Source organism: Rhizobium sp. NZLR8 (assembly GCF_019685025.1).
Lineage (GTDB): Bacteria > Pseudomonadota > Alphaproteobacteria > Rhizobiales > Rhizobiaceae > Rhizobium.
Window position 1 is genome coordinate 223030 of the sequence record NZ_JABDVY010000007.1, and the last position, 19783, is coordinate 242812.

Here is a 19783-nt window from a genome sequence, read left to right on the forward strand (position 1 = left end):
GGAGGGTATCTCGATGCCGATCAATATCACGATGCCCGCCCTCTCTCCGACCATGGAAGAAGGCAATCTTTCCAAATGGCTGGTCAAGGAAGGCGACACGGTCAAGTCTGGCGATGTGATCGCCGAGATCGAGACCGACAAGGCGACGATGGAAGTCGAAGCCGTCGATGAAGGCACGGTCGCCAAGCTCGTCGTTGCCGCCGGCACCGAAGGCGTCAAGGTCAATGCGCTGATCGCCGTTCTCGCCGCCGATGGCGAGGATGTCGCCGCTGCCGCAAGCGGCGCGGGCTCGCCCGCTCCGGCGCAGAAGGCCGAAGCCGCACCGGCCGCAAAAGCGGAGGCTGCACCGGCCCAGTCCGCTCCGGCTGCAGCACCGGCACCTGCCGCTGCACCTGCATCGGTTTCACCAGACGGCAGTCGCACCTTCTCTTCGCCGCTTGCCCGCAGGCTCGCCAAGGAGGCCGGTATCGACCTTTCGGCTGTCGCGGGCTCCGGCCCGCATGGCCGCGTCGTCAAGAACGACGTCGAAGCCGCCGTTGCCGGTGGTGGCGCCAAGGCCGCCACACCCGCAGCTACCGCTCCGCAAGCTGCTGCGGCTCCGGCTCCGGCCGCTGCAGCGCCGAAGGGCGCTTCCGAGGAGGCCGTGCTCAAGCTGTTCGAACCGGGTTCCTACGAGCTCGTGCCGCATGACGGCATGCGCAAGACGATCGCCAGACGCCTGGTCGAATCCAAGCAGACGATCCCGCATTTCTACGTCAGCGTCGATTGCGAGCTCGATGCTCTGATGGCGTTGCGCGCCCAGCTGAACGATGCAGCCCCGCGCAAGGATGGCGCTCCCGCCTACAAGCTCTCGGTCAACGACATGGTCATCAAGGCCATGGCGCTGTCGCTGCGCGACGTTCCGGATGCCAACGTCTCCTGGACCGACAACAACATGGTCAAGCACAAGTACGCCGATGTCGGCGTCGCCGTCTCGATCCCCGGCGGCCTGATCACCCCGATCATCCGCAAGGCCGAGCAGAAGACGCTGTCGGCGATCTCCAACGAGATGCGCGATCTCGGCAAGCGGGCCAAGGACCGCAAGCTGAAGCCCGAGGAATATCAGGGCGGCACCAGCTCGGTCTCGAACATGGGGATGATGGGCGTGAAGAACTTCGCCGCCGTCGTCAACCCGCCGCATGCGACCATCCTTGCGGTCGGCGCCGGCGAACAGCGGGTCGTCGTCAAGAAGGGCGAAATGGCTATCGCCACCGTGATGTCGGTCACGCTGTCGACCGACCATCGCTGCGTCGATGGCGCGCTCGGCGCCGAGCTGCTCCAGGCCTTCAAGGGCTATATCGAAAACCCGATGGGCATGCTGGTCTGACAACTGGGCGGAGGCGGAAATGACCAAGGCCGTTCTTTGTTATGGCGACTCGCTGACCTGGGGTTATGACGCCGAGACGATCGGCCGTCATGACTACAAGAATCGCTGGACGAGCGTGCTTCAGGCAGCGCTCGGCAGTGAGGCGCGTGTCATTGCCGAAGGCCTGAATGGTCGCACGACCGCTTTCGACGATCACCTGGCCGACTGCGACCGCAACGGTGCGCGCATTCTGCCGACGATCCTGCAGACGCACGCGCCGCTCGACCTCGTCATCCTTCTGCTCGGCACCAACGACATGAAGCCGGTCGTGGCCGGCTCGGCTTTTGCCGCCTGCCAGGGCATCAGCCGGCTCGTACGGCTGATCCGCAATCATGCCTGGCCCTTCGAATTCGACGGGCCGGAGATCCTGATCGTGGCGCCGCCGGCGATCTGCGCGACCGGCAATGTGCCTTTCGCCGCATCCTTTCCCGGCGGCATCGACGAATCGGCAAAGCTTGCAACCCTTTATCGTGATCTTGCCGACGAACTCGGCTGCGGCTTTTTCGACGGCAATTCCGTCGCCAGGACCACACCGATCGACGGCATTCACCTCGATTCGGAAAATACGCGTGCGCTCGGGCGTGGGCTGGAATCGATCGTACGGATGATGCTGGGGATCTGACCATGACCGCCTTCATCGCCCTGCGGCAGGCCTCACGGCGGGATGCCTCGGAGCTGGCGATCTTGGCGGATATTGCCTCGCACGGTTTTGCTTCCCGGCTCTGGTTCGCCGATGTGGCGAACGGCATCAGCGACACGCCCTTAGAGCGGGGCCGGCTGAAGATGAGCGAAGAGGAAGTTGTCGGCGGCTGGCAGGATGCCGTCATCGCCGAGGCCTATGGCGAGGTCGCGGGTGTGGCGATCGGCCATGCGCTGCAGGAAGGCATAGGCGATATCGAGGCGACGATTCCAGCGACCGAGCCGATGCTCGCCTTGCAGAAAACGGTAGTCGGAAGCTGGTTCGTCGGCAGTCTCGGCGTCTATCGCCATCTGCGCGGCATCGGCATCGGACGCAGGCTGCTGGAGGATCAGATCGACAGGGCCGATCGCCGCCCCGTCAGTCTCATTACCGCAAGTGATAACGAAGCGGCTCTGTCGCTTTATGGAAGAAACGGATTCCTGGAGGCTGCGCGCGCCGATGCCGTGCCGCTCTTCGAAAACAGCAAAAGACACGCGTGGGTGCTCATGACCCGCAGCGCAGCGTAACAAAGGCAGGAAACACATGGCTGAATCCTACGACGTCATCATCATCGGCTCCGGCCCCGGCGGCTATGTCGCCGCCATTCGCGCCAGCCAGCTCGGCCTCAAGACCGCGATTGTCGAGCGCGAGCATATGGGCGGCATCTGCCTGAACTGGGGCTGCATACCCACAAAGGCGCTGCTGCGCTCGGCCGAGGTGCTCGACCATGCTAATCACTTCAAGGATTACGGTCTCGTTCTCGAAGGCACGGTCAAGCCGGATGCCAAGGCCGTCGTCGGCCGCTCGCGCGCCGTCTCCGCCCGTCTCAATGCCGGCGTCGGCTTCCTGATGAAAAAGAACAAGATCGACATCATCTGGGGCGAGGGCAAGATCACCAAGCCTGGCGAGATCGTCGTCGGCAAGTCGTCGAAGCCCGCCGTCGAGCCGCAGCACCCGCTGCCGAAGAACGTCAAGGGCGAGGGCACCTATACCGCCAAGCATATCATCATCGCCACCGGCGCCCGCCCGCGCGCGCTGCCCGGCATCGAGCCTGATGGTAAACTGATCTGGACCTATTTCGAGGCGCTGAAGCCGGATGCACTGCCGAAGTCGCTGATCGTCATGGGTTCGGGCGCGATCGGTATCGAATTCGCAAGCTTCTATCGCTCGATGGGCGTCGACGTGACCGTTGTCGAAGTCATGCCGACCATCATGCCGGTCGAGGATGCCGAGATTACCGCCATCGCCCGCAAACAGCTTGAAAAGCGCGGCCTCAAGATCTTCACCAGCGCCAAGGTCACCAAGGTCGAGAAAGGTGCGGGCAGCATCACCGCGCATGTCGAGACCGCAGACGGCAAGGTCCAGCAAATCACTGCCGACCGGCTGATTTCGGCCGTCGGCGTTCAGGGCAACATCGAAAACCTCGGCCTCGAGGCGCTCGGCGTCAAGACCGACCGCGGCTGCGTCGTCATCGACGGTTACGGCAAGACCAGTGTCGCCGGCATCTATGCGATCGGCGATGTCGCCGGCCCGCCGATGCTGGCGCACAAGGCCGAGCATGAGGGCGTGGTCTGCGTCGAAAAGATCGCCGGCCTGCCGAACGTTCATCCCACTGATAAGGGCAAGGTCCCGGGCTGCACCTATTGCAATCCGCAGGTCGCCTCCGTCGGCATCACCGAAGCCAAGGCCAAGGAACAGGGCCGCGACATCCGCGTCGGCCGCTTCTCCTTCGCGGCGAACGGCAAGGCGATCGCGCTCGGCGAAGACCAGGGCATGGTGAAGGTGATCTTCGACAACAAGACCGGTGAGCTGCTCGGCGCCCACATGGTCGGCGCTGAAGTCACCGAGCTCATCCAGGGCTTCGTCGTCGCGATGAACCTCGAAACGACCGAGGAAGAACTGATGCACACCATCTTCCCGCATCCCACCGTTTCCGAAACGATGAAGGAAGCGGTTCTCGATGCTTACGGCCGTGTGCTGAACGCTTGATAATTTCCAAGGCCGCACTTTATCTCAGGGCGGCAAAGCCGTCCCGCCCGGGTGGCGTAAGCCATCCCCCGGGTTGGCCAAAACCATTCCCGTCGTGGCTTATTCCTCCGGGGTGGAAAAAACGAAAGGAAATCATCATGTCTATGGAGACACAGGCGTTGCTGGTGTTTTTGCTGATCGGCCTGGTCGCAGGCTTTCTCGCAAGTCTGGTCGTCGGTGGCGGCGGCTTGATAAGGTGCCTGCTGAGCGGCATCATCGGCGCCTTCGTCGGCGGTTATCTGTTCAGCGCGCTCGGTATTTCGCTGGGCATTGAAAATGCGCTGGTGGTACAGATCATCCACGCCACCGTCGGCGCCATCATCGTGGTGCTGATCGCCAGAGCGGTCGCTTGAGGCGCAACTGAAGGGCAGGGCAGAATGGAAAGTGTCGGCTGGATTTCGGCAATCATCATCGGCGGACTTGCGGGCTGGCTCGCCGGTAAGCTGATGGAAGCGCGATACGGGATTTTCCTGAACATCGTGCTCGGCATCGTCGGTTCGGTCGTCGCCAGCGCCGTGCTCGCGCAGTTTCATGTCGAAGTGGTCGGTGGGCGGCTCGGTTACTTCGTGACGGGTTTCCTCGGCGCCTGCCTGCTGATATTCCTGGCGCGGCTCGTGCGGCGCTAGATCCGGATGATTTGCCGCAAGGAGCGGTAGAAAGCTGATACTGCAATGGTGACCATTCTCGACACGATCAATCCTGACGCCAAGCGCGTGCGCCATCCCGAAAAGGCGCATCGGCCCGATACGGAAGTCATGCGCAAGCCGGACTGGATCCGCGTCAAGGCGCCGACCTCCAAGGGGTATGCCGAGACGCGCGCGATCGTGAAGGAGCACAAGCTCGTCACCGTCTGCGAAGAGGCCGGCTGCCCGAATATCGGCGAGTGCTGGGACAAGAAGCACGCCACTTTCATGATCATGGGCGAGATCTGTACTCGCGCCTGCGCCTTCTGCAACGTCGCCACCGGCAAGCCGAACGCGCTCGATATGGCCGAGCCGGAGAATGTCGCCAAGGCGGTCAAGGAGATGGGCCTATCCCACGTCGTCATCACCTCGGTCGACCGTGACGACCTGGAGGACGGCGGCGCCGAACACTTCGAAAAGGTGATCTGGGCGATCCGCGCAGCCTCGCCGATGACGACGATCGAGATCCTGACGCCGGATTTCCTGAAGAAGCCTGGTGCGCTGGAACGCGTTGTCGCCGCCAAGCCTGACGTTTTCAACCACAATATGGAAACGGTGCCCGGCAACTATCTGACGGTTCGCCCCGGCGCGCGCTATTTCCATTCGGTCCGCCTGCTGCAGCGGGTGAAGGAACTCGATCCCACCATGTTCACCAAATCGGGCATCATGGTCGGCCTCGGCGAGGAGCGCAACGAGGTGCTGCAGCTGATGGACGATCTGCGCACCGCCGACGTCGATTTCCTGACGATCGGCCAGTACCTGCAGCCGACCCGCAAACATCACAGGGTCGAAAGCTTCGTCACTCCAGACGAGTTCAAGTCTTATGAGACCGTCGCCTACAGCAAGGGCTTCCTGATGGTCGCCTCCAGCCCGCTGACCCGCTCCTCCCACCATGCCGGCGACGATTTCGCCCGGCTGAGAGCGGCGCGCGAAAAGAAGCTGCTGATCGCCGCCGAGTAAGAGCCGGCCTCAGGGTCGGCGTATCGCCCATTGCAGCGCGGGGTAGCTGCCGATCATCTGGAACGCGCCAACCCCGACTGCCTCGCGAACGGCGACAGCTACGCCGCTGTGGGTATGCCCGAGAGTGTCGTGCCAATCGTCACCGGCGACAATACCGCCCGGTTTTACCTTACGCCTCAGCACTTTGAGCTCCTCGGCCGTGCCAGCATAGGAATGCGAAGAATCCAGATAGACCCAGTCAAGATGGTCGTCGGGAAGCTGCTCAAGGAAGGGTACTGAATAGGCCACATGCACCGATACGCTTGCGCCATGCGCATTCTTTTTGATACGTCGCGAAGCCACATCGTGGGCACGCCTAGTCGATAACCGGCCATTGGCGGTATAAATGCCCCAGTCCGGATAGCGATTTCCGAAAATCAACCACCAAGGGTCGACGAAATAGGCGGACTTCGGTCTGGCCCGGTCGAGCAGAATGGTCGAGAACAATCCGGTGAACACGCCAAGCTCAGCGCCGACACCACCCTTAGGAAGCAAATCACAGAGGAATTGTCTGCTCTTCAATCGGTGGTCGAACAAAAATTCGGACTGTAGAAATTTATAGTCTAGAGGTGTGTTCCCGGCAAAAAGTATATCTTTTGCATTTGTGATGAAATGTTCTGTCAAAAAGCTCATGTGCGCCACCACCCATAATTGGGTGCCCCACATATAGGTTCAGCAGTCCGGTCTGGCAAGCAATCTTATTGGAGCGTGCCATAACTATACTATATCGGCAAGATTAAGGATCGTCAGGGTAATCACCCGGTGGAACAGAAATCGAAATCCATGCCAATCCATGTCGTTGATCCGGATCGTCCGGCGGAAATCGTCAGAAGCGCCGACCGTATCCTGGTGATCGGCTGCCCCGGCAGCGGCAAGAGCACGCTCGCAAAGCGGCTTTCGCGAGCCCTCGACCTTGGCTACATCTCCATGGACCGCGACTTCTATTGGCTGCCCGGCTGGAGAAAGAGGCCGCGCGACGAGATCGACCGCCTGATCGCCACTGCCGCGGCGGCGGAACGCTGGATCATGGATGGGACCGGCCTCAGCTCCTTCCATCTCCGCCTGCCACGCGCCGATGCGGTCATTTGGCTTCGCCCGCCAAGATATGCATGCCTCTACGGTATCGTCTCAAGAGCGTTTCGTTATTTTGGGCGCGACCGTCCCGAACTGCCCGCCGGATGCCCTGAAGGCCTCTCGCTGGATGCTCTCGCCTATATCTGGAATTTCGAGCGGGATGCGGTCCCCTTGATCGAGGCCGCCCTTCGGGACTATGGGCTTGCAAATTCCACTGTCGTCATAACATCACGCGCAGCAGCTAGCCGGCTCGCCGCTACTAGTGCTTAGGAACGTGACCGCATGAGCGTTTCCTTTCACCGGCTGATGGCCCACACTCCGAGCGAAGAGGCAGCAAAGGCGAGGGCGATGCGGAAGTTGTGAACGAACAGCCAGGTGTCGAGCTTCGCCGAAACCTGGTCGGCTGCCACCGCCTTTGCGCCGAAAGCGTCGTTGCTAGGCACAAAATAGGCCATCGTCAGCACGAGAATAGCGGCGATACAGCCCGCCTCGGCAAGCCAGAGGTTGCGCGTTGCCGCATTGCTCCAGTCGATCCAGAGCATGCCGGCCACCCCGATCAGCGTTGGGATCACGACGAGTGGAATGGCGCGTTGGATAAAGCCGCCATACCTGCCGAACGAGTCAAGGAAATCGGCGGGAGGCAGGCTCTTCCAGTGTCCGCCAAGGATGATTCCGATGGCGAGCATGACGCCCCCGAACCCCGCAGGACCGGCGATTGCCATGATTTTGAACAGCAGTGACATGTGGTTGCTTCCTTCTAATGATGCTCAAGCTGTGCAGATGCCGGCTACGGCGATCTTCTGAAACAGGTGCGGTCTTGCAACCGCGGATGCCGGATACGCGGCGACCTGGGCGCGGAAGTCGGGATGATTGAACGCAGCGCGGAATGCTTCATTCGATTGCCACACCGCATAGTTCAGATAAGCCATGCTTTGGCCGAGCGCTCGATGGAGCTGCGTCGAGATGAAGCCGGGCTGTCGCTTCATAAAATCAGCGTCACGGCTCCAGACTTCGAGGAAGCGCGACTCATCAGCGCGGTCGAGCGTGAAGAGATTGATCAGCACGACCGGGGTTGCATCGACATCGAGCTGGCGCTGGATCGGAAAATTCTCGTCAAGTGGTTGCATATGCGTCATTTAAGACTCCTTCATATTGGTATAATGATGTCAATCTGGTGTGATGCATACATATTAACTTGACATGATGATGTCAATAACGACATATGGTGACAGATGGATGAAGCGACACGAACCCCGATAGGCGAGGCCTTGACGGATCTGATCCTTTCGATGTTTCGGGTGAACAACTTGACCTTGATCTGGGGAGACCGACTAGTTGCGCCCTACGGGCTGACCAGCGCACGCTGGCAGATATTGGGGGCGATCGTGCATGCCGATCGGCCGCAGCCGGTGGCATGGCTCGCCCGGGACCTCGGTGCCAACCGCCAGAACGTGCAGCGCATCGTCAATGATCTGTACGGAGAAGGGCTGGTCGAATTCGAACCCAACCCGCATCACCGGCGGGCGCAACTCGTCGTGCTGACCGGGAAAGGACAGCAAGCTTACGATGCCGCGATCGCTGCCTACAATCCGCGCGTCAACGCCATGGCCGGAGGACTTTCACTTGCCGAAATCCAAACCGCGCATCGCGTTATGATGACGCTGCGGCACAGTCTCGAAGGAGAAATCGATGCGGAAAAGCACGACTGATCGTTACGGCACAATCGCCGTCACGATGCATTGGCTGACCGCGATAGTCTTGCTCGTTGCCCTTGTCTCCGGTTTCCGAGCCGGAAATTCCGTCGAGCCGCTCGCAAAGGCGGCGCTTCTCCGCGTGCATATCCCAGCAGCGATCATGGTTCTTTTGCTGACCGTGTGTCGCATCGCCTGGTGGTCGCTTTTCGATAAGAAACCGCTGCCAGCGAAGGGGGCACCCTCGTGGCAAGAGCGGTTGGCGCGCGTTGTTCATCTTGTCCTCTATGTCGTCATCCTCGGCATGATCGCGAGCGGTGTCGGCATGATCGCGCTGAGCGGCGCGGTGCAAGCCATATTCGGAGCTGGCACGGAATTGCCGGACTTCCACCTCTATTCACCGCGCCTGCCACATGGGCTTGGGGCCAATCTACTGCTCGCGCTGCTCTTCACCCATGTTGGGGCGGCACTATTCCATCAGTTCATCCGCAGCGACGGGTTGCTCTGGCGCATGTGGTATGGGCGCTGAGAACGAAACTAGGCATCCCGGAACCGCGCTTGCGACGAGAAAGTCGCACCGCTGGCATGCCAATTCTTCAGCTAAAATCCCGTCGCCAGGTGCGCGAGCTTCTTGATCTTCTCGGCCGGCCCGCTTAATTGCCGCCTATGCCGCAATTCGAAACCCATCGTCCCGTCCCGCACACACCCGAGCAGATGTTTGACCTCGTTGCCGATGTCGAGCGCTATCCGGAATTTCTGCCGCTCTGCGAAGCCCTGGCCATCAGGAGCCGCAAGGAGCGCGACGGCAAGATCCTGCTCGTCGCCGATATGACGGTCGGCTACAAGGCGATCCGCGAGACCTTCACGACCCAGGTGCTGCTGAACCGGGCCGAGCACGTTATCGAGGTCAAATATATCGATGGTCCGTTCAGATATCTCGACAATCGCTGGCATTTCGCCGAGACGCCGACCGGCGGCTGCACCGTCGATTTCTTCATCGACTACGAGTTCAAGAGCCGCATCCTCGGGGCGTTGATGGGCTCGATGTTCGACCGCGCCTTCCGCATGTTCACCGAAGCCTTCGAGACCAGGGCAAACCGGATCTACACGACGGCCTGACGCGGCGACTGCCGAAGGTGTCGTCAGCCGGCGAGGAGCGAGTGCACCATTTCCAACGCCGTCCGGACGGTTGCCAGCCGAACCTCGCTGCGGCCGATATCGCCATAGAGCATCTTTCGATGGATGAGCGCGCCGGCACGTGAATTGGCGGCGAGATGCACGAGGCCGACGGGTTTTTCGGGCGATCCGCCGCCGGGGCCGGCAATGCCGGTGACGGCAATGGCGATTGCGGCGCGCGAGCGGAAGAGGGCGCCATGCACCATCTGCCGCGCCGTTTCCTCCGACACCGCCCCGAAGCGCAGCAGCGTTTCCGCTTGCACGCCGAGCAATTCGACCTTCGCGGTATTGGTATAGGTCACGAAGCCGCGGTCGACGACGGCCGAGGAGCCCGATATCTCGGTCAGCGCGCCGGCGATCAATCCGCCGGTGCAGGATTCGGCGGTCGAGATCACCAGCCCGGCGGTGGTGAAGTCACGGATGATCGTCTCCGCCGCCGACAGAATATCCTGAGGAAAAAGGCTCATCATTTCCTCCCGCGATAGACGACGGTCGCCGTGGCGATCGCCGCGATGCCTTCGCGCCGGCCGACGAAGCCAATCGTCTCGTTGGTGGTCGCCTTGACCGAGCAGCGCTCGATATCGATACCGAGATAATCCGACAGTTTCGCCCGCATGGCTTGGCGATGCGGGCCGACCTTCGGCGCCTCGGCGATCAGCGAGACGTCGGCATTCATGATCGTGCCGCCGTGATCGCGCACGATCCGGGCGGCATGCTCGATGAAGATCCGCGACGCCGCGCCCTTCCATCGCGGGTCGGATGGCGGGAAATGATCGCCGATATCGCCGGCGCCGCAGGTGGCAAGCAGCGCGTCCGTCAGCGCATGCAGCGCGACGTCGGCATCGGAATGTCCTTTGAGCTTCTGGTCATGCGGAATGAACACACCGCAGAGCGTCACGCCATCGCCTGCTTCAAGCTGGTGCACGTCGTACCCATTGCCGGTGCGCACATCGGGAAGCGGTGACGTCGACAGCTTGTCGTCGGCCATGGCGATATCCTTCTTCACCGTCAGCTTGACGTTATCGGGCGTGCCCTCGACGATCGTCACCGGAATGCCCAGCCATTCGGCGATTGAGGCATCGTCGGTGAAATCGCTTCGCCCGCTCGCCGCCGCCTGTTCATGCGCGTCAAGGATCGTTTCGAAGGCGAAGGACTGCGGCGTCTGCGCCGCGTAGAGGTGCTCGCGCGAAACGGTCGTCAGCACGGTGCCGGCGCTGTCGGCGCGTTTCAGCGTGTCGGTGACCGGGATCGCCGGCAGCACCGCCTGCGCGCCGTCGCCGAGGCTCTCGGTAATGCGGTCGAGAAGCACGTGGTCGAAGAACGGCCGCACGGCATCGTGGATCAGCACATGGCTGATTTGCTTGTCCTTGAGATATCTGAGACCGGCCAGCACGGATTGCTGCCGGGTCGCGCCGCCATGCACCGTTTCGATCGGTGTTGCCGAGATGATGTGGCGAAAGGCTCTGGCAAACAGCGCCTCGTCATCGGGATGAATGACGACGACGATCTCGGTCGCCGCTTCCCATGTCATGAAGTTTTCAAGCGTATGCACGATAACCGGCTTGCCGCCGATCATGCGATATTGCTTGGGGCCTTCCTTTGAGGAGCCTGCACGCTCGCCGCGGCCGGCGGCAACGATGACAATTCCAGCCGATATCGGTTGCTTAGAAGGCATTTGCAGCATAAATCCCCTAAAATATGCGGAATTGACCCGAGTGCTCTAACGTCTTGCTTTGGCCTTTTCCAGCATCTGCCCGAAAAATATCGATTTCGATCCCAGCCCCCTTGGCAAGCCGGGGAACAATGGCTAAAAATCATGCAGTTCCACAGCATGCCCGAAAGATAATCATTTGATTTCCACGGACCTCGCAGCGCCTTTCCGAGTAGGACCCGTCTCCGTGCGGAACCGCGTCGTGCTGGCGCCGATGTCCGGCGTCACGGACATGCCCTTCCGCGAGCTCGCCTGGCGCTTCGGTGCCGGCCTCGTCGTCACCGAAATGGTGGCAAGCCGCGAACTGGTCAACGACACCGCCGAATCCTGGTCGCGGCTGCGGGCCGCGGGCTTCAGGCCGCATATGGTGCAGCTCGCTGGCCGCGAAGCGCACTGGATGGCTGAGGCGGCGAAGATCGCTGCCGATCACGGCGCCGATATCATCGACATCAACATGGGCTGCCCGGCGAAGAAGGTGATCGGCGGTTATTCCGGCTCGGCGCTGATGCGCGATCCCGATCATGCGCTCGGCCTGATCGAGGCGACGGTCAAGGCCGTCGACATTCCAGTGACGCTGAAGATGCGCCTCGGCTGGGATGAAAATTCCATCAACGCGCCCGACATCGCGCGCCGCGCCGAGGCGGCCGGCATCCGGCTGGTGACCATTCATGGGCGCACCCGCATGCAATTTTATGAAGGCCGTGCTGATTGGGATGCGATCCGCGCCGTCCGCGAGGCGATCTCCATTCCGCTGATCGCCAATGGCGATGTCGAAACTGCAGAGGACGCGCAGGAAATATTGCGCCGCTCCGGTGCCGATGCCGTCATGATCGGCAGGGGCTGTCAAGGCAGGCCGTGGCATGCCGGCGTTATCGCCGGTGGCGCCGAGCCGCACCGGCAGGAGATCGCCGATGTCGCCGTCGAACATTACGCGATGATGCTCGATTTCTACGGCGAGGCGGTGGGGATCCGCCATGCCCGCAAGCATCTCGGCTGGTATCTACAGCGTTTCGCCGCTGATCTCACCGGTGGCGAAAAGGCAGCGATCATGACCTCGCGCGATCCGCGCGAGGTGGCGGCGCGCCTTTACGATGCGCTGGCATCAACTGTTGTCGACAGCCGGGAGGCGGCATGACGAAGGATATGACTTCTCCGCCCGATCACGCCGGCGGGACCGTCGCCATGGCCGTGCTCAACGCCATCCAGAACCCCGTCGTCATGGTCGACGAATCCGGTTTCGTCGTTTTCGCCAATTGGGAGGCGGAGGCCTTCTTCGGTGCCAGCGCCCCGCATCTGGCGCGTTACCGCATCTCGACCTTCATTCCCTTCGGCAGCCCGCTGCTTGCCCTGATTGACCAGGTGCGCGAGCGCAAGGCCCCGGTCAACGAATATCGCGTCGACCTGAGTTCGCCGCGCCTCGGCCAGGACAAGCTCGTCGATCTCTATGTCGCCCCGGTGCTCAGCGAACCCGGCGCCGTCGTCATCGTCTTTCAGGAACGCTCAATGGCCGACAAGATCGACCGGCAGCTGACGCATCGCGCCGCTGCTCGATCGGTGACCGGTCTCGCCTCGATGCTGGCGCATGAAATCAAGAATCCGCTCTCCGGCATTCGTGGTGCTGCCCAGCTGCTCGAACAGTCTGCGGTCGACGAAGACCGGGCGCTGACCCGGCTGATCTGCGACGAGACCGACCGCATCGTCTCGCTGGTCGATCGCATGGAAGTCTTTTCCGACGAACGCCCCGTCGACCGCATGCCGGTCAACATCCATTCCGTGCTCGATCATGTGAAGGCCGTCGCCAAGGCCGGTTTTGCCCGCAACATCCGCGTCACCGAGAGCTACGACCCGTCGCTGCCGGCGGTCTATGCCAATCGCGACCAGCTCGTCCAAGTCTTCCTCAATCTCGTCAAGAACGCCGCGGAAGCGGTCGGTGATCGGCCGGAAGGCGAGATTATGTTGACGACGGCCTATCGGCCCGGCATCCGTCTCTCGGTTGCCGGCACGCGCGAAAAGATCTCGCTGCCGCTGGAATTCTGCGTTCACGACAATGGCCCCGGCGTTCCTGCCGATCTGTTGCCGCATCTCTTCGATCCCTTCATCACCACCAAGCCGAACGGCAGCGGCCTCGGCTTAGCGCTCGTCGCCAAGATCATCGGCAATCATGGCGGCATCATCGAATGCGACAGCCAGAACAGCCGCACGACATTCCGCGTTCTCATGCCGGCGTCCAAGGACGCTTCGCTCGAGGACGCCTCTATAGCAAGCTCGACAGGACCTTCTCGATGACAGCTACGATCCTCGTTGCAGATGATGATGCGGCCATCCGGACCGTGCTCAACCAGGCTTTGAGCCGCGCCGGCTATGACGTCCGCATCACCTCCAACGCCGCTACCCTCTGGCGCTGGATTTCGGCGGGTGAGGGCGATCTGGTCGTCACCGATGTGGTGATGCCGGACGAAAACGCCTTCGACCTGCTGCCGCGCATCAAGAAGGCGCGTCCCGACCTGCCTGTTCTTGTCATGAGCGCGCAGAACACCTTCATGACCGCCATCAAGGCCTCGGAAAAGGGCGCTTACGACTATCTGCCGAAGCCCTTCGATCTCACCGAGCTGATCGGCATCATCGGCCGTGCGCTCTCCGAGCCGAAGCGCAAGCCGGCCAAGCTCGAAGACGATATGCAGGACGGCATGCCGCTCGTCGGCCGTTCGGCGGCGATGCAGGAAATCTATCGCGTTCTCGCCCGCCTGATGCAGACGGACCTGACGCTGATGATCACCGGCGAATCCGGCACCGGCAAGGAGCTCGTCGCCCGCGCCCTGCATGACTACGGCAAGCGCCGCAACGGCCCGTTCGTGGCGATCAACATGGCGGCGATCCCGCGTGACCTGATCGAATCGGAACTGTTCGGCCATGAGAAGGGCGCCTTCACCGGTGCGCAGACCCGCTCGACCGGCCGCTTCGAGCAGGCCGAAGGTGGCACGCTCTTCCTCGACGAAATCGGTGACATGCCGATGGACGCCCAGACGCGGCTTCTGCGCGTGCTGCAGCAGGGCGAATACACCACCGTCGGCGGCCGCACGCCGATCCGCACCGACGTGCGCATCGTCGCCGCCACCAATAAGGACCTGAAGCAGGCGATTAATCAGGGCCTGTTCCGCGAGGACCTCTATTACCGCCTCAATGTCGTGCCGCTGCGCCTGCCGCCGCTGCGCGATCGCGCCGAGGACATTCCCGATCTCGTGCGCCATTTCATCCAGCAGGCCGAAAAGGAAGGTCTTGGCTCCAAGCGCTTCGATCAGGAAGCGCTGGAACTGATGAAGGCCTATGCCTGGCCGGGCAATGTCCGCGAACTGGAAAATCTCATCCGCCGTCTGGTGGCGCTCTATCCGCAGGATGTCATCACCCGCGAGATCATCGACGCCGAGTTGCGCTCCGATGTGCCCGACAGCCCGATCGACAAGGGTCCGATCCGCAACGGCTCGATGACGATCGCCCAGGCCGTCGAGGAGAACATGCGCACCTATTTCTCAGGCTTCGGTGAAAACCTGCCGCCGCCCGGCCTCTATGACCGCGTGCTGACGGAAATGGAATATCCGCTGATCCTCGCCGCGCTCACGGCAACGCGCGGCAACCAGATCAAAGCAGCCGATCTTCTCGGTCTCAACCGCAATACCTTGCGCAAGAAGATCAGGGAGCTGGGTGTCTCGGTCTACAGAAGTTCCCGCACCGCCTGAGCGTGTTCGGGCTTGCGCGGTACTACGGAGGGATGTCGAACGCATCCTCCCGGTCGCGATGACGCTCATGAATGGCTCATCGGCGCACGCGCCGGCTGAGCTGGCCCGGTATCAGATAGCGCTTCATGAACATGGTGACCTTGCAACTCAGGCTTCAAACGACTGAGCGCAAGACTGACAGAAAGGTGTGTGGGGGACTGCGCCAAGCCTCTTCTCGCCGACCGGGATGCTGCATTTCACACATGTGCCAAAAGTTTCGGCTTCAATCCGGTCCAACGCCGCTTGGACGGCGAGGAGCTCCTTTTGTCCAGCCTCGCCGAGTTCTTCCAGGACTTCATCGTTATTTCGCTCTGTGGCACGATCATTATCGTCAGGATTCCGAGGCTCTTCGAAATCATGCTCGATCGCTTGCAGGCGGGTTTCCAGCTCGCGCCGGCGTTGGTCAAGGATCGCCTTGTACTTTTCGATATGCTGCCTCGTTTGCGAGGAGGACTGCTTCTGCATGATCGCTCTCCAGCCGGCCTTTTGTTCGCGACCGACACCGTGTTTTACTGGGAATTTCGCCCCTGACGGGAAGCGGCAAAGCTAGGCGTGTAGGGCGTCCGTCGGATTGATCCGAATCAAGGTAGCTTTCGATCCGCGAGTGCCGATGAGAGCGGATTTCGTCCTGCCGACCGCATCTTCGAAACGGGTCGCCAACAGGGTTCTATCGAACGTGTAGGTCATGAGAAGTCTCCTTTGGGCGGTGGCTCCCATGCAACGGCCGTCAAATGCCGGGCCTCCAATCACCTGTCCTGCATAAACGCCTGCATTTCCTCAGGCGTAACCTTGCCGTCATTGCTTGCGTCAACCGCGTCGAAGACGCGTTTATGGATCGCGGTCAACTCTTCGAAAGAAATTGCGCCGTCCCCATCACTATCAGCGATGGCAAACATGATCTTCACCATATGACCGCTCATTGGCCCCATCATGCGCATTCCTGGGGACATGCCAGATGGCATCATGTTGCGGCCCATCATGCCTGGCATCATTTCCGATCCGTCCGCCTCGGGTTTAGCCTCAGACTGGGCCGGGTCTGGACTTTTCGTCTGGGCGGAGGCGATGCCCATGGCACCGACGGCACCGAGCAAGGCCAGCAGAGTGATCGTTGGCAGTCGGAACATGGACATCCTGACTCTCCTCTTTGAGTGTTGTCCTCCACGAGTTGGAGCGTCCTTTGAAGATACGACGCACATAGGGTTCAAACATTGCGCTGGATCAAACCACTTGCATGGTTCGAGTCGTCGATGAGGGACCGAGCGACTTTGCGCCGCGTCATGCTTGCGATGCGAGCCACCAGAATCTCCGAGGAGTCATAGCGGCCGAAGCGATACCGAGGATCGAGCCGGACGACGCAAGAAACAAGGTGACTTCCGAGTGCGATGAGCTCGTCTCGGGGCCGGTAACGGATGAGCTTTCGAGCTGGCTTCTGCGAGGTCTGGTCAGCGCGCAAACAGGCCGCATCCGATCCCTTTCGGCTGGTCATGCCTGAGGAAGAGAACAGACAGACCGAGCCTTTCCGCGAGCGCAAGACCGTGTGCTTGGCCAAGAACCATCATCGCCGTCGCCCAGGCGTCGGCGCTCATGCAATCGCAGGCGATCACGGTCGCCGAGGCGGGCGGATCTCTAAGCGGGAAGCCGAGGCGCGGCTCCATGGTGTGCGAGAGACGATGGCCGCCGACATCAATCCAGTGTCGATAGTCGCCTGACGTCGCAACGGCGGCATCATCCAGCTCGAGCATGGAATGCACGGCACGCACTTCCAGATTTGGCGTTTCGACGGCGACGGTCCAGCCACGACCGTCGGGCTGAGTGCCGAGTGCTTTCAGTTCGCCGTCGATGGCGAAGAGGCCGGCTTCGATTCCGTGCTCGCGCGCAGCCTTCGCCAGTTGATCGGCGCCATAACCCTTGGCGATGCCATTGAGATCGAAGCACATCTCGGAGTGCTTGCGGGCGCGTCCGGCGGACTTGTCCAGCTCGAGAACATCATGGGCCGGGCTGCGTTTCGCAAGACGGGCGGTCCTGATCATGTCCTCGCTTGCGTCCAACATGCCGAAACCCCACGCGGTGGTGGCATCGCCCACGCCGATATCGAAGGCGCCGCCCGAGGTGCGGCCGATGGCAAGACCCGCTCCCAGCACGGTAAGCAGCCGGTCGGGCAGGGCAATCCATCCACCGGGTCGCGCGGCGTTCAAGCGATTCAGATCGCTTTCAGGCCTCCAGGTGGACATTTGTTTGTCGACTTCGGTCACGGCGTCGGCCATCGCCTTGCGGGCGGGGGCGACATCGAAATGCGATGGCATGTGAAAGAGGGCGGACCAGCGCGTGCCCATGGTCGGACCGTTCATCGCGTAGCGCGTCATGTCAGTAGATGTCCTCGGCATAGCGGCCAGTGGCTTTCAGGAGCGCGAGGTTGAAGCCCTGTGCCGCGAGAATGTCGGCAAGCACGGCGGCAACGGCCGCCGCCATGTCCCGACTCCCGCAGATGAGAACCTGACCGCCTGCGGCAATGAGCTTGCCGATGCGCTCGGCGTCCTTACGCAGAATATCCTGCACATAGGCCGGGCTTGCAGTTCGCGAAAAGGCGGTCGATACCGAGGTCAGCCGGCCGTCCTTTTTCCAGTAGGAAAGCTCCTCGGCGTAAAGCGCGTCGCTGGCTGGATGGCGAGTTCCGAAATAGAGGTGCATGGGGCGGCGTGCCCGGTTTCGACGCGCGAAGCCGGCAAGCGGACCGATACCGGCGCCGGCGCCGATGAGAATGACCGGCTTGCCTCCCCGGGCCGGGCGGAAGGAGGGGTTTGGGCGCACGAAGGCCGCAACAGTATCCCCCGGTTTCAATGCGGTGAGTTGGGTCGAGCAAAGCCATCCCACTTGCTTGCGGACGCAGATTTCGAGAAAGCCATCCGTGGTACCGGAAGCAAGTGAGTAGAAGCGCGGCAGATCCGAGCCTTGCGGCACGATGCCGATCAGGTCTCCGGCCTCGAACCGCGGGAAACCCTTGCCTGTCAGACGCTGCCGGAGCGAGATGTTCGGCAGGGCAAAGCGCAGGATGGCGGTGGTCGCCTGTACGCCTGCGCCATAATCGCGGCGGGATATCAGCGGCAATCTCCAGGTCTTTGGAGCGGTTGGTTGGTGCGTCAGCTCGAAATCGAGGCCAAGCGTCTCAGCCAGGAGCCGTCCCCAGCGGGCGAAATCCTGAGGCGATTGGCGGTCTACCGTGTCGAAGGGTATGAGGGAGGCCCAGCCCTTGTCCTTGGCGATCGTCGCGATCTCGGAGGCGAAACCGCAGAAGGCCGGGAAGCTGCGATCGCCGAAACCGAGCACGGCGAGCGGCAGGCTGGGCTTTGCGGGCGTACGCTCGAAACGTTCGATGAAGCCCATGGCGGAGGCGGGCGCTGCGCCGTCACCATAGGTGGCGGCGAGCAGCATAACACGCCGCGCCTTCGGCCAACGGGCCGGTTCGAAATCGGACATCGGGCCGACGTGGACGCAAAGACCCTCTGCGGAAAGAGCAACCTGCAGCGTATTGGCAAAGCCTTGGGTCGTGCCGCTCTCACTGCCGACGAGCAGGATCGTATCGGCCTCGCCAGCGTCTGCCGAGGTTGCTCTTGGGGCGCGGCGCCCCTTGAGCCAGACAAGCAGGCCTGTCCAGCCGAGAACAGGTACAGCAAGCGCAGAGAACCCGAGGACGAGCCCGAGCCAGGCCAAGCCGCACCCCGTGTGCAGCATGGTGATGAGGAGCGTGACCCTGTCGACCCAGCCGGCGTCCGACCAGGCCAGCAGCGCGCCGTTGCCCTGATCGATGTAAGCTTCTCCTGCTGCTGTCTTGAGTGTGAAAACGTCCGTTGCGTCGCCCGTAGCAGGGAAAGTCAGCGAGAGCAGGTCATTGACCGGCGTCTCTTGAAGCAGAGCGACAGACGTGAGCGCTACCCCGGTCTTGCCGCTGACGTCGGCCGGGAAGGCCGGCGCACCCGCGCTTTCCGGCAGCAGGCCGAAAACAGCAGCCGTCATCCAGAGCGCAGTGAGCGAGGAGAGGAAGAGGCCCGGCAGAGCTAGGCGCGAGACGACGGCGTGTAAGCGTCCGTCGCCGGTACCGCGAACGGATTTCAGGACGAAAAGCCAGCCGCCGGCGCGCCGTGCCATCAGGAACAGCCCGGAAATTGCGAGGGCAAGCATAACCGCTGCACCGCCCGCAGTTATGAAACGTCCAGTATCGTCGAGGAAAAGCGAGCGATGGAGATTGGTCAACCAGCGCTCCAGATCCGAGGTGTCGGCGCTGCCGGCCGGCGTGCCAGTGGCAGGGTCGATGACAGAGGAGGCGGGTTGGTCGCCTTCGTAGTAATAGGCGGTGATCCGCCCGGACGGCGCGCGTCTGATCTGTTCCACCGTAGGTTCTGCCGCCTGGACTCGCGCGGTGAGTTCGGCAACGCTGATGTGCTGCGCGGCAGGCGTGGTGAGCGCCTCAGCGGCGGGGAAGATCGACAGTGCAGCGCCGCTCAGCGCGACGACGGTGAGAAGCACCGTGGCGATCAGCCCAAACCAGCGGTGAAGCGAGCGGTTCATG

General features: G+C 61.9%; 24 protein-coding genes. 14 read left to right on the forward strand and 10 right to left on the reverse strand.

The features are described 5' to 3' along the window. Positions 1–13 precede the first annotated feature (13 nt). From HJB89_RS17940 to lipA, 7 genes are all read left to right on the forward strand, one after another. The gene (locus HJB89_RS17940) at positions 14–1366 is read left to right on the forward strand and encodes a pyruvate dehydrogenase complex dihydrolipoamide acetyltransferase (protein WP_207584099.1); all 1353 of its coding nucleotides are present in this window, start codon (positions 14–16) and stop codon (positions 1364–1366) included. 19 nt (positions 1367–1385) lie between these two features. Then, positions 1386–2027 carry an SGNH/GDSL hydrolase family protein gene (locus tag HJB89_RS17945; RefSeq protein WP_221150295.1) on the forward strand — a complete coding sequence of 214 codons (642 nt, stop codon included), beginning with the start codon at positions 1386–1388 and terminating at the stop codon, positions 2025–2027. 2 nt (positions 2028–2029) lie between these two features. Beyond that, entirely contained in the window at positions 2030–2611 is a 582-nt protein-coding gene (locus tag HJB89_RS17950; RefSeq protein ID WP_221117265.1) for an N-acetyltransferase, read from the forward strand. 16 nt (positions 2612–2627) lie between these two features. Then, positions 2628–4073, forward strand: a complete 1446-nt coding sequence (gene lpdA, locus HJB89_RS17955; protein ID WP_221150296.1) for a dihydrolipoyl dehydrogenase — start codon at positions 2628–2630, stop codon at positions 4071–4073. Between the two features lie 137 nt (positions 4074–4210). Beyond that, the gene (locus tag HJB89_RS17960; protein WP_003539329.1) at positions 4211–4465 is read left to right on the forward strand and encodes a GlsB/YeaQ/YmgE family stress response membrane protein; all 255 of its coding nucleotides are present in this window, start codon (positions 4211–4213) and stop codon (positions 4463–4465) included. 24 nt (positions 4466–4489) lie between these two features. Beyond that, entirely contained in the window at positions 4490–4738 is a 249-nt protein-coding gene (locus tag HJB89_RS17965) for a GlsB/YeaQ/YmgE family stress response membrane protein (RefSeq protein WP_012757333.1), read from the forward strand. A 45-nt stretch (positions 4739–4783) separates the two neighbouring features. Beyond that, the gene (gene lipA / locus HJB89_RS17970; protein WP_221117263.1) at positions 4784–5755 is read left to right on the forward strand and encodes a lipoyl synthase; all 972 of its coding nucleotides are present in this window, start codon (positions 4784–4786) and stop codon (positions 5753–5755) included. 9 nt (positions 5756–5764) lie between these two features. Here the strand turns inward: lipA and HJB89_RS17975 are convergent, their stop codons facing one another. Further along, positions 5765–6427 carry a class I SAM-dependent methyltransferase gene (locus HJB89_RS17975; protein ID WP_246762746.1) on the reverse strand — a complete coding sequence of 221 codons (663 nt, stop codon included), beginning with the start codon at positions 6425–6427 and terminating at the stop codon, positions 5765–5767. A 150-nt stretch (positions 6428–6577) separates the two neighbouring features. On the opposite strand from HJB89_RS17975, the gene HJB89_RS17980 reads away from it, so the two are divergent. Continuing rightward, positions 6578–7138 (forward strand): AAA family ATPase, encoded by a 561-nt coding sequence (locus tag HJB89_RS17980; protein WP_221150297.1) that lies wholly within the window; start codon positions 6578–6580, stop codon positions 7136–7138. A gap of 26 nt (positions 7139–7164) precedes the next feature. Here HJB89_RS17980 and HJB89_RS17985 read toward each other — a convergent pair whose 3' ends face one another. Next, positions 7165–7611 carry a DUF1772 domain-containing protein gene (locus tag HJB89_RS17985; protein WP_207584106.1) on the reverse strand — a complete coding sequence of 149 codons (447 nt, stop codon included), beginning with the start codon at positions 7609–7611 and terminating at the stop codon, positions 7165–7167. Positions 7612–7635: 24 nt separating this feature from the next. Next, entirely contained in the window at positions 7636–8004 is a 369-nt protein-coding gene (locus HJB89_RS17990) for an antibiotic biosynthesis monooxygenase (RefSeq protein WP_221117262.1), read from the reverse strand. 96 nt (positions 8005–8100) lie between these two features. Here HJB89_RS17990 and HJB89_RS17995 point away from each other — a divergent pair, with 96 nt between their 5' ends. The 3 genes from HJB89_RS17995 to HJB89_RS18005 all read left to right on the forward strand — a co-directional run bounded on the left by HJB89_RS17995 (position 8101) and on the right by HJB89_RS18005 (position 9678). Beyond that, positions 8101–8577 (forward strand): MarR family winged helix-turn-helix transcriptional regulator, encoded by a 477-nt coding sequence (locus HJB89_RS17995; protein WP_221139622.1) that lies wholly within the window; start codon positions 8101–8103, stop codon positions 8575–8577. Then, positions 8558–9088: a cytochrome b gene (locus HJB89_RS18000; RefSeq protein WP_221150298.1), complete on the forward strand. Its 531-nt coding sequence runs from the start codon at positions 8558–8560 to the stop codon at positions 9086–9088. The genes HJB89_RS17995 and HJB89_RS18000 overlap by 20 nt, the downstream gene beginning before the upstream one ends. Before the next feature lie 137 nt (positions 9089–9225). Continuing rightward, complete coding sequence (locus tag HJB89_RS18005; protein WP_209884844.1) at positions 9226–9678, forward strand: type II toxin-antitoxin system RatA family toxin; 453 nt, start codon at positions 9226–9228, stop codon at positions 9676–9678. 23 nt (positions 9679–9701) lie between these two features. Here the strand turns inward: HJB89_RS18005 and HJB89_RS18010 are convergent, their stop codons facing one another. Continuing rightward, positions 9702–10205 carry a CinA family protein gene (locus tag HJB89_RS18010; RefSeq protein ID WP_221150299.1) on the reverse strand — a complete coding sequence of 168 codons (504 nt, stop codon included), beginning with the start codon at positions 10203–10205 and terminating at the stop codon, positions 9702–9704. Then, entirely contained in the window at positions 10202–11419 is a 1218-nt protein-coding gene (locus HJB89_RS18015; protein WP_221117259.1) for a bifunctional 2-C-methyl-D-erythritol 4-phosphate cytidylyltransferase/2-C-methyl-D-erythritol 2,4-cyclodiphosphate synthase, read from the reverse strand. The genes HJB89_RS18010 and HJB89_RS18015 overlap by 4 nt, the downstream gene beginning before the upstream one ends. A 166-nt stretch (positions 11420–11585) precedes the next feature. Here HJB89_RS18015 and dusB point away from each other — a divergent pair, with 166 nt between their 5' ends. The 3 genes from dusB to ntrC are packed head-to-tail and all read left to right on the forward strand — an operon-like array spanning position 11586 to position 15180. Then, positions 11586–12581 (forward strand): tRNA dihydrouridine synthase DusB, encoded by a 996-nt coding sequence (dusB, locus tag HJB89_RS18020; protein WP_221150301.1) that lies wholly within the window; start codon positions 11586–11588, stop codon positions 12579–12581. Continuing rightward, positions 12578–13732, forward strand: coding sequence for a nitrogen regulation protein NR(II) (locus HJB89_RS18025; RefSeq protein WP_207584112.1), 1155 nt, complete (start codon positions 12578–12580; stop codon positions 13730–13732). The genes dusB and HJB89_RS18025 overlap by 4 nt, the downstream gene beginning before the upstream one ends. After that, a complete protein-coding gene (gene ntrC / locus HJB89_RS18030; protein ID WP_207584113.1) occupies positions 13729–15180 on the forward strand; it encodes a nitrogen regulation protein NR(I) in 1452 nt (483 codons plus the stop codon). Before HJB89_RS18025 ends, ntrC begins: the two co-directional genes overlap by 4 nt. 147 nt (positions 15181–15327) lie before the next feature. Here ntrC and HJB89_RS18035 read toward each other — a convergent pair whose 3' ends face one another. The 5 genes from HJB89_RS18035 to HJB89_RS18055 form a co-directional block, all read right to left on the reverse strand. Continuing rightward, entirely contained in the window at positions 15328–15684 is a 357-nt protein-coding gene (locus HJB89_RS18035) for a TraR/DksA C4-type zinc finger protein (protein ID WP_221150302.1), read from the reverse strand. 81 nt (positions 15685–15765) lie between these two features. Beyond that, a complete protein-coding gene (locus HJB89_RS18040) occupies positions 15766–15906 on the reverse strand; it encodes a hypothetical protein (protein WP_221150348.1) in 141 nt (46 codons plus the stop codon). Positions 15907–15965: 59 nt separating this feature from the next. Next, positions 15966–16349 carry an EF-hand domain-containing protein gene (locus tag HJB89_RS18045; protein WP_405048960.1) on the reverse strand — a complete coding sequence of 128 codons (384 nt, stop codon included), beginning with the start codon at positions 16347–16349 and terminating at the stop codon, positions 15966–15968. 312 nt (positions 16350–16661) lie between these two features. After that, positions 16662–17603 (reverse strand): FAD:protein FMN transferase, encoded by a 942-nt coding sequence (locus HJB89_RS18050; protein WP_207584116.1) that lies wholly within the window; start codon positions 17601–17603, stop codon positions 16662–16664. Continuing rightward, on the reverse strand, positions 17584–19782 hold the full coding sequence (locus tag HJB89_RS18055; RefSeq protein WP_221117255.1) for a PepSY domain-containing protein: 2199 nt from the start codon (positions 19780–19782) through the stop codon (positions 17584–17586). The genes HJB89_RS18050 and HJB89_RS18055 overlap by 20 nt, the downstream gene beginning before the upstream one ends. Between the last annotated feature and the right edge of the window lies 1 nt (position 19783).

Coding starts and splice junctions, on each gene's coding strand:
- HJB89_RS18035 (WP_221150302.1), bottom strand. CDS start 15,684: ATGCAGAAGCAGTCCTCCTCGCAAACGAGGCAGCATATCGAAAAGTAC.
- HJB89_RS17960 (WP_003539329.1), top strand. CDS start 4,211: ATGTCTATGGAGACACAGGCGTTGCTGGTGTTTTTGCTGATCGGCCTG.
- HJB89_RS18015 (WP_221117259.1), bottom strand. CDS start 11,419: ATGCTGCAAATGCCTTCTAAGCAACCGATATCGGCTGGAATTGTCATC.
- HJB89_RS17980 (WP_221150297.1), top strand. CDS start 6,578: ATGCCAATCCATGTCGTTGATCCGGATCGTCCGGCGGAAATCGTCAGA.
- HJB89_RS18005 (WP_209884844.1), top strand. CDS start 9,226: ATGCCGCAATTCGAAACCCATCGTCCCGTCCCGCACACACCCGAGCAG.
- HJB89_RS18045 (WP_405048960.1), bottom strand. CDS start 16,349: ATGTCCATGTTCCGACTGCCAACGATCACTCTGCTGGCCTTGCTCGGT.
- HJB89_RS17985 (WP_207584106.1), bottom strand. CDS start 7,611: ATGTCACTGCTGTTCAAAATCATGGCAATCGCCGGTCCTGCGGGGTTC.
- lipA (WP_221117263.1), top strand. CDS start 4,784: ATGGTGACCATTCTCGACACGATCAATCCTGACGCCAAGCGCGTGCGC.
- HJB89_RS17945 (WP_221150295.1), top strand. CDS start 1,386: ATGACCAAGGCCGTTCTTTGTTATGGCGACTCGCTGACCTGGGGTTAT.
- HJB89_RS18025 (WP_207584112.1), top strand. CDS start 12,578: ATGACGAAGGATATGACTTCTCCGCCCGATCACGCCGGCGGGACCGTC.
- HJB89_RS17995 (WP_221139622.1), top strand. CDS start 8,101: ATGGATGAAGCGACACGAACCCCGATAGGCGAGGCCTTGACGGATCTG.
- HJB89_RS17990 (WP_221117262.1), bottom strand. CDS start 8,004: ATGACGCATATGCAACCACTTGACGAGAATTTTCCGATCCAGCGCCAG.
- HJB89_RS18050 (WP_207584116.1), bottom strand. CDS start 17,603: ATGCCGAGGACATCTACTGACATGACGCGCTACGCGATGAACGGTCCG.
- HJB89_RS17965 (WP_012757333.1), top strand. CDS start 4,490: ATGGAAAGTGTCGGCTGGATTTCGGCAATCATCATCGGCGGACTTGCG.
- HJB89_RS17940 (WP_207584099.1), top strand. CDS start 14: ATGCCGATCAATATCACGATGCCCGCCCTCTCTCCGACCATGGAAGAA.
- HJB89_RS18055 (WP_221117255.1), bottom strand. CDS start 19,782: ATGAACCGCTCGCTTCACCGCTGGTTTGGGCTGATCGCCACGGTGCTT.
- HJB89_RS18040 (WP_221150348.1), bottom strand. CDS start 15,906: ATGACCTACACGTTCGATAGAACCCTGTTGGCGACCCGTTTCGAAGAT.
- HJB89_RS18000 (WP_221150298.1), top strand. CDS start 8,558: ATGCGGAAAAGCACGACTGATCGTTACGGCACAATCGCCGTCACGATG.
- HJB89_RS17975 (WP_246762746.1), bottom strand. CDS start 6,427: ATGAGCTTTTTGACAGAACATTTCATCACAAATGCAAAAGATATACTT.
- HJB89_RS17950 (WP_221117265.1), top strand. CDS start 2,030: ATGACCGCCTTCATCGCCCTGCGGCAGGCCTCACGGCGGGATGCCTCG.
- HJB89_RS18010 (WP_221150299.1), bottom strand. CDS start 10,205: ATGATGAGCCTTTTTCCTCAGGATATTCTGTCGGCGGCGGAGACGATC.
- ntrC (WP_207584113.1), top strand. CDS start 13,729: ATGACAGCTACGATCCTCGTTGCAGATGATGATGCGGCCATCCGGACC.
- lpdA (WP_221150296.1), top strand. CDS start 2,628: ATGGCTGAATCCTACGACGTCATCATCATCGGCTCCGGCCCCGGCGGC.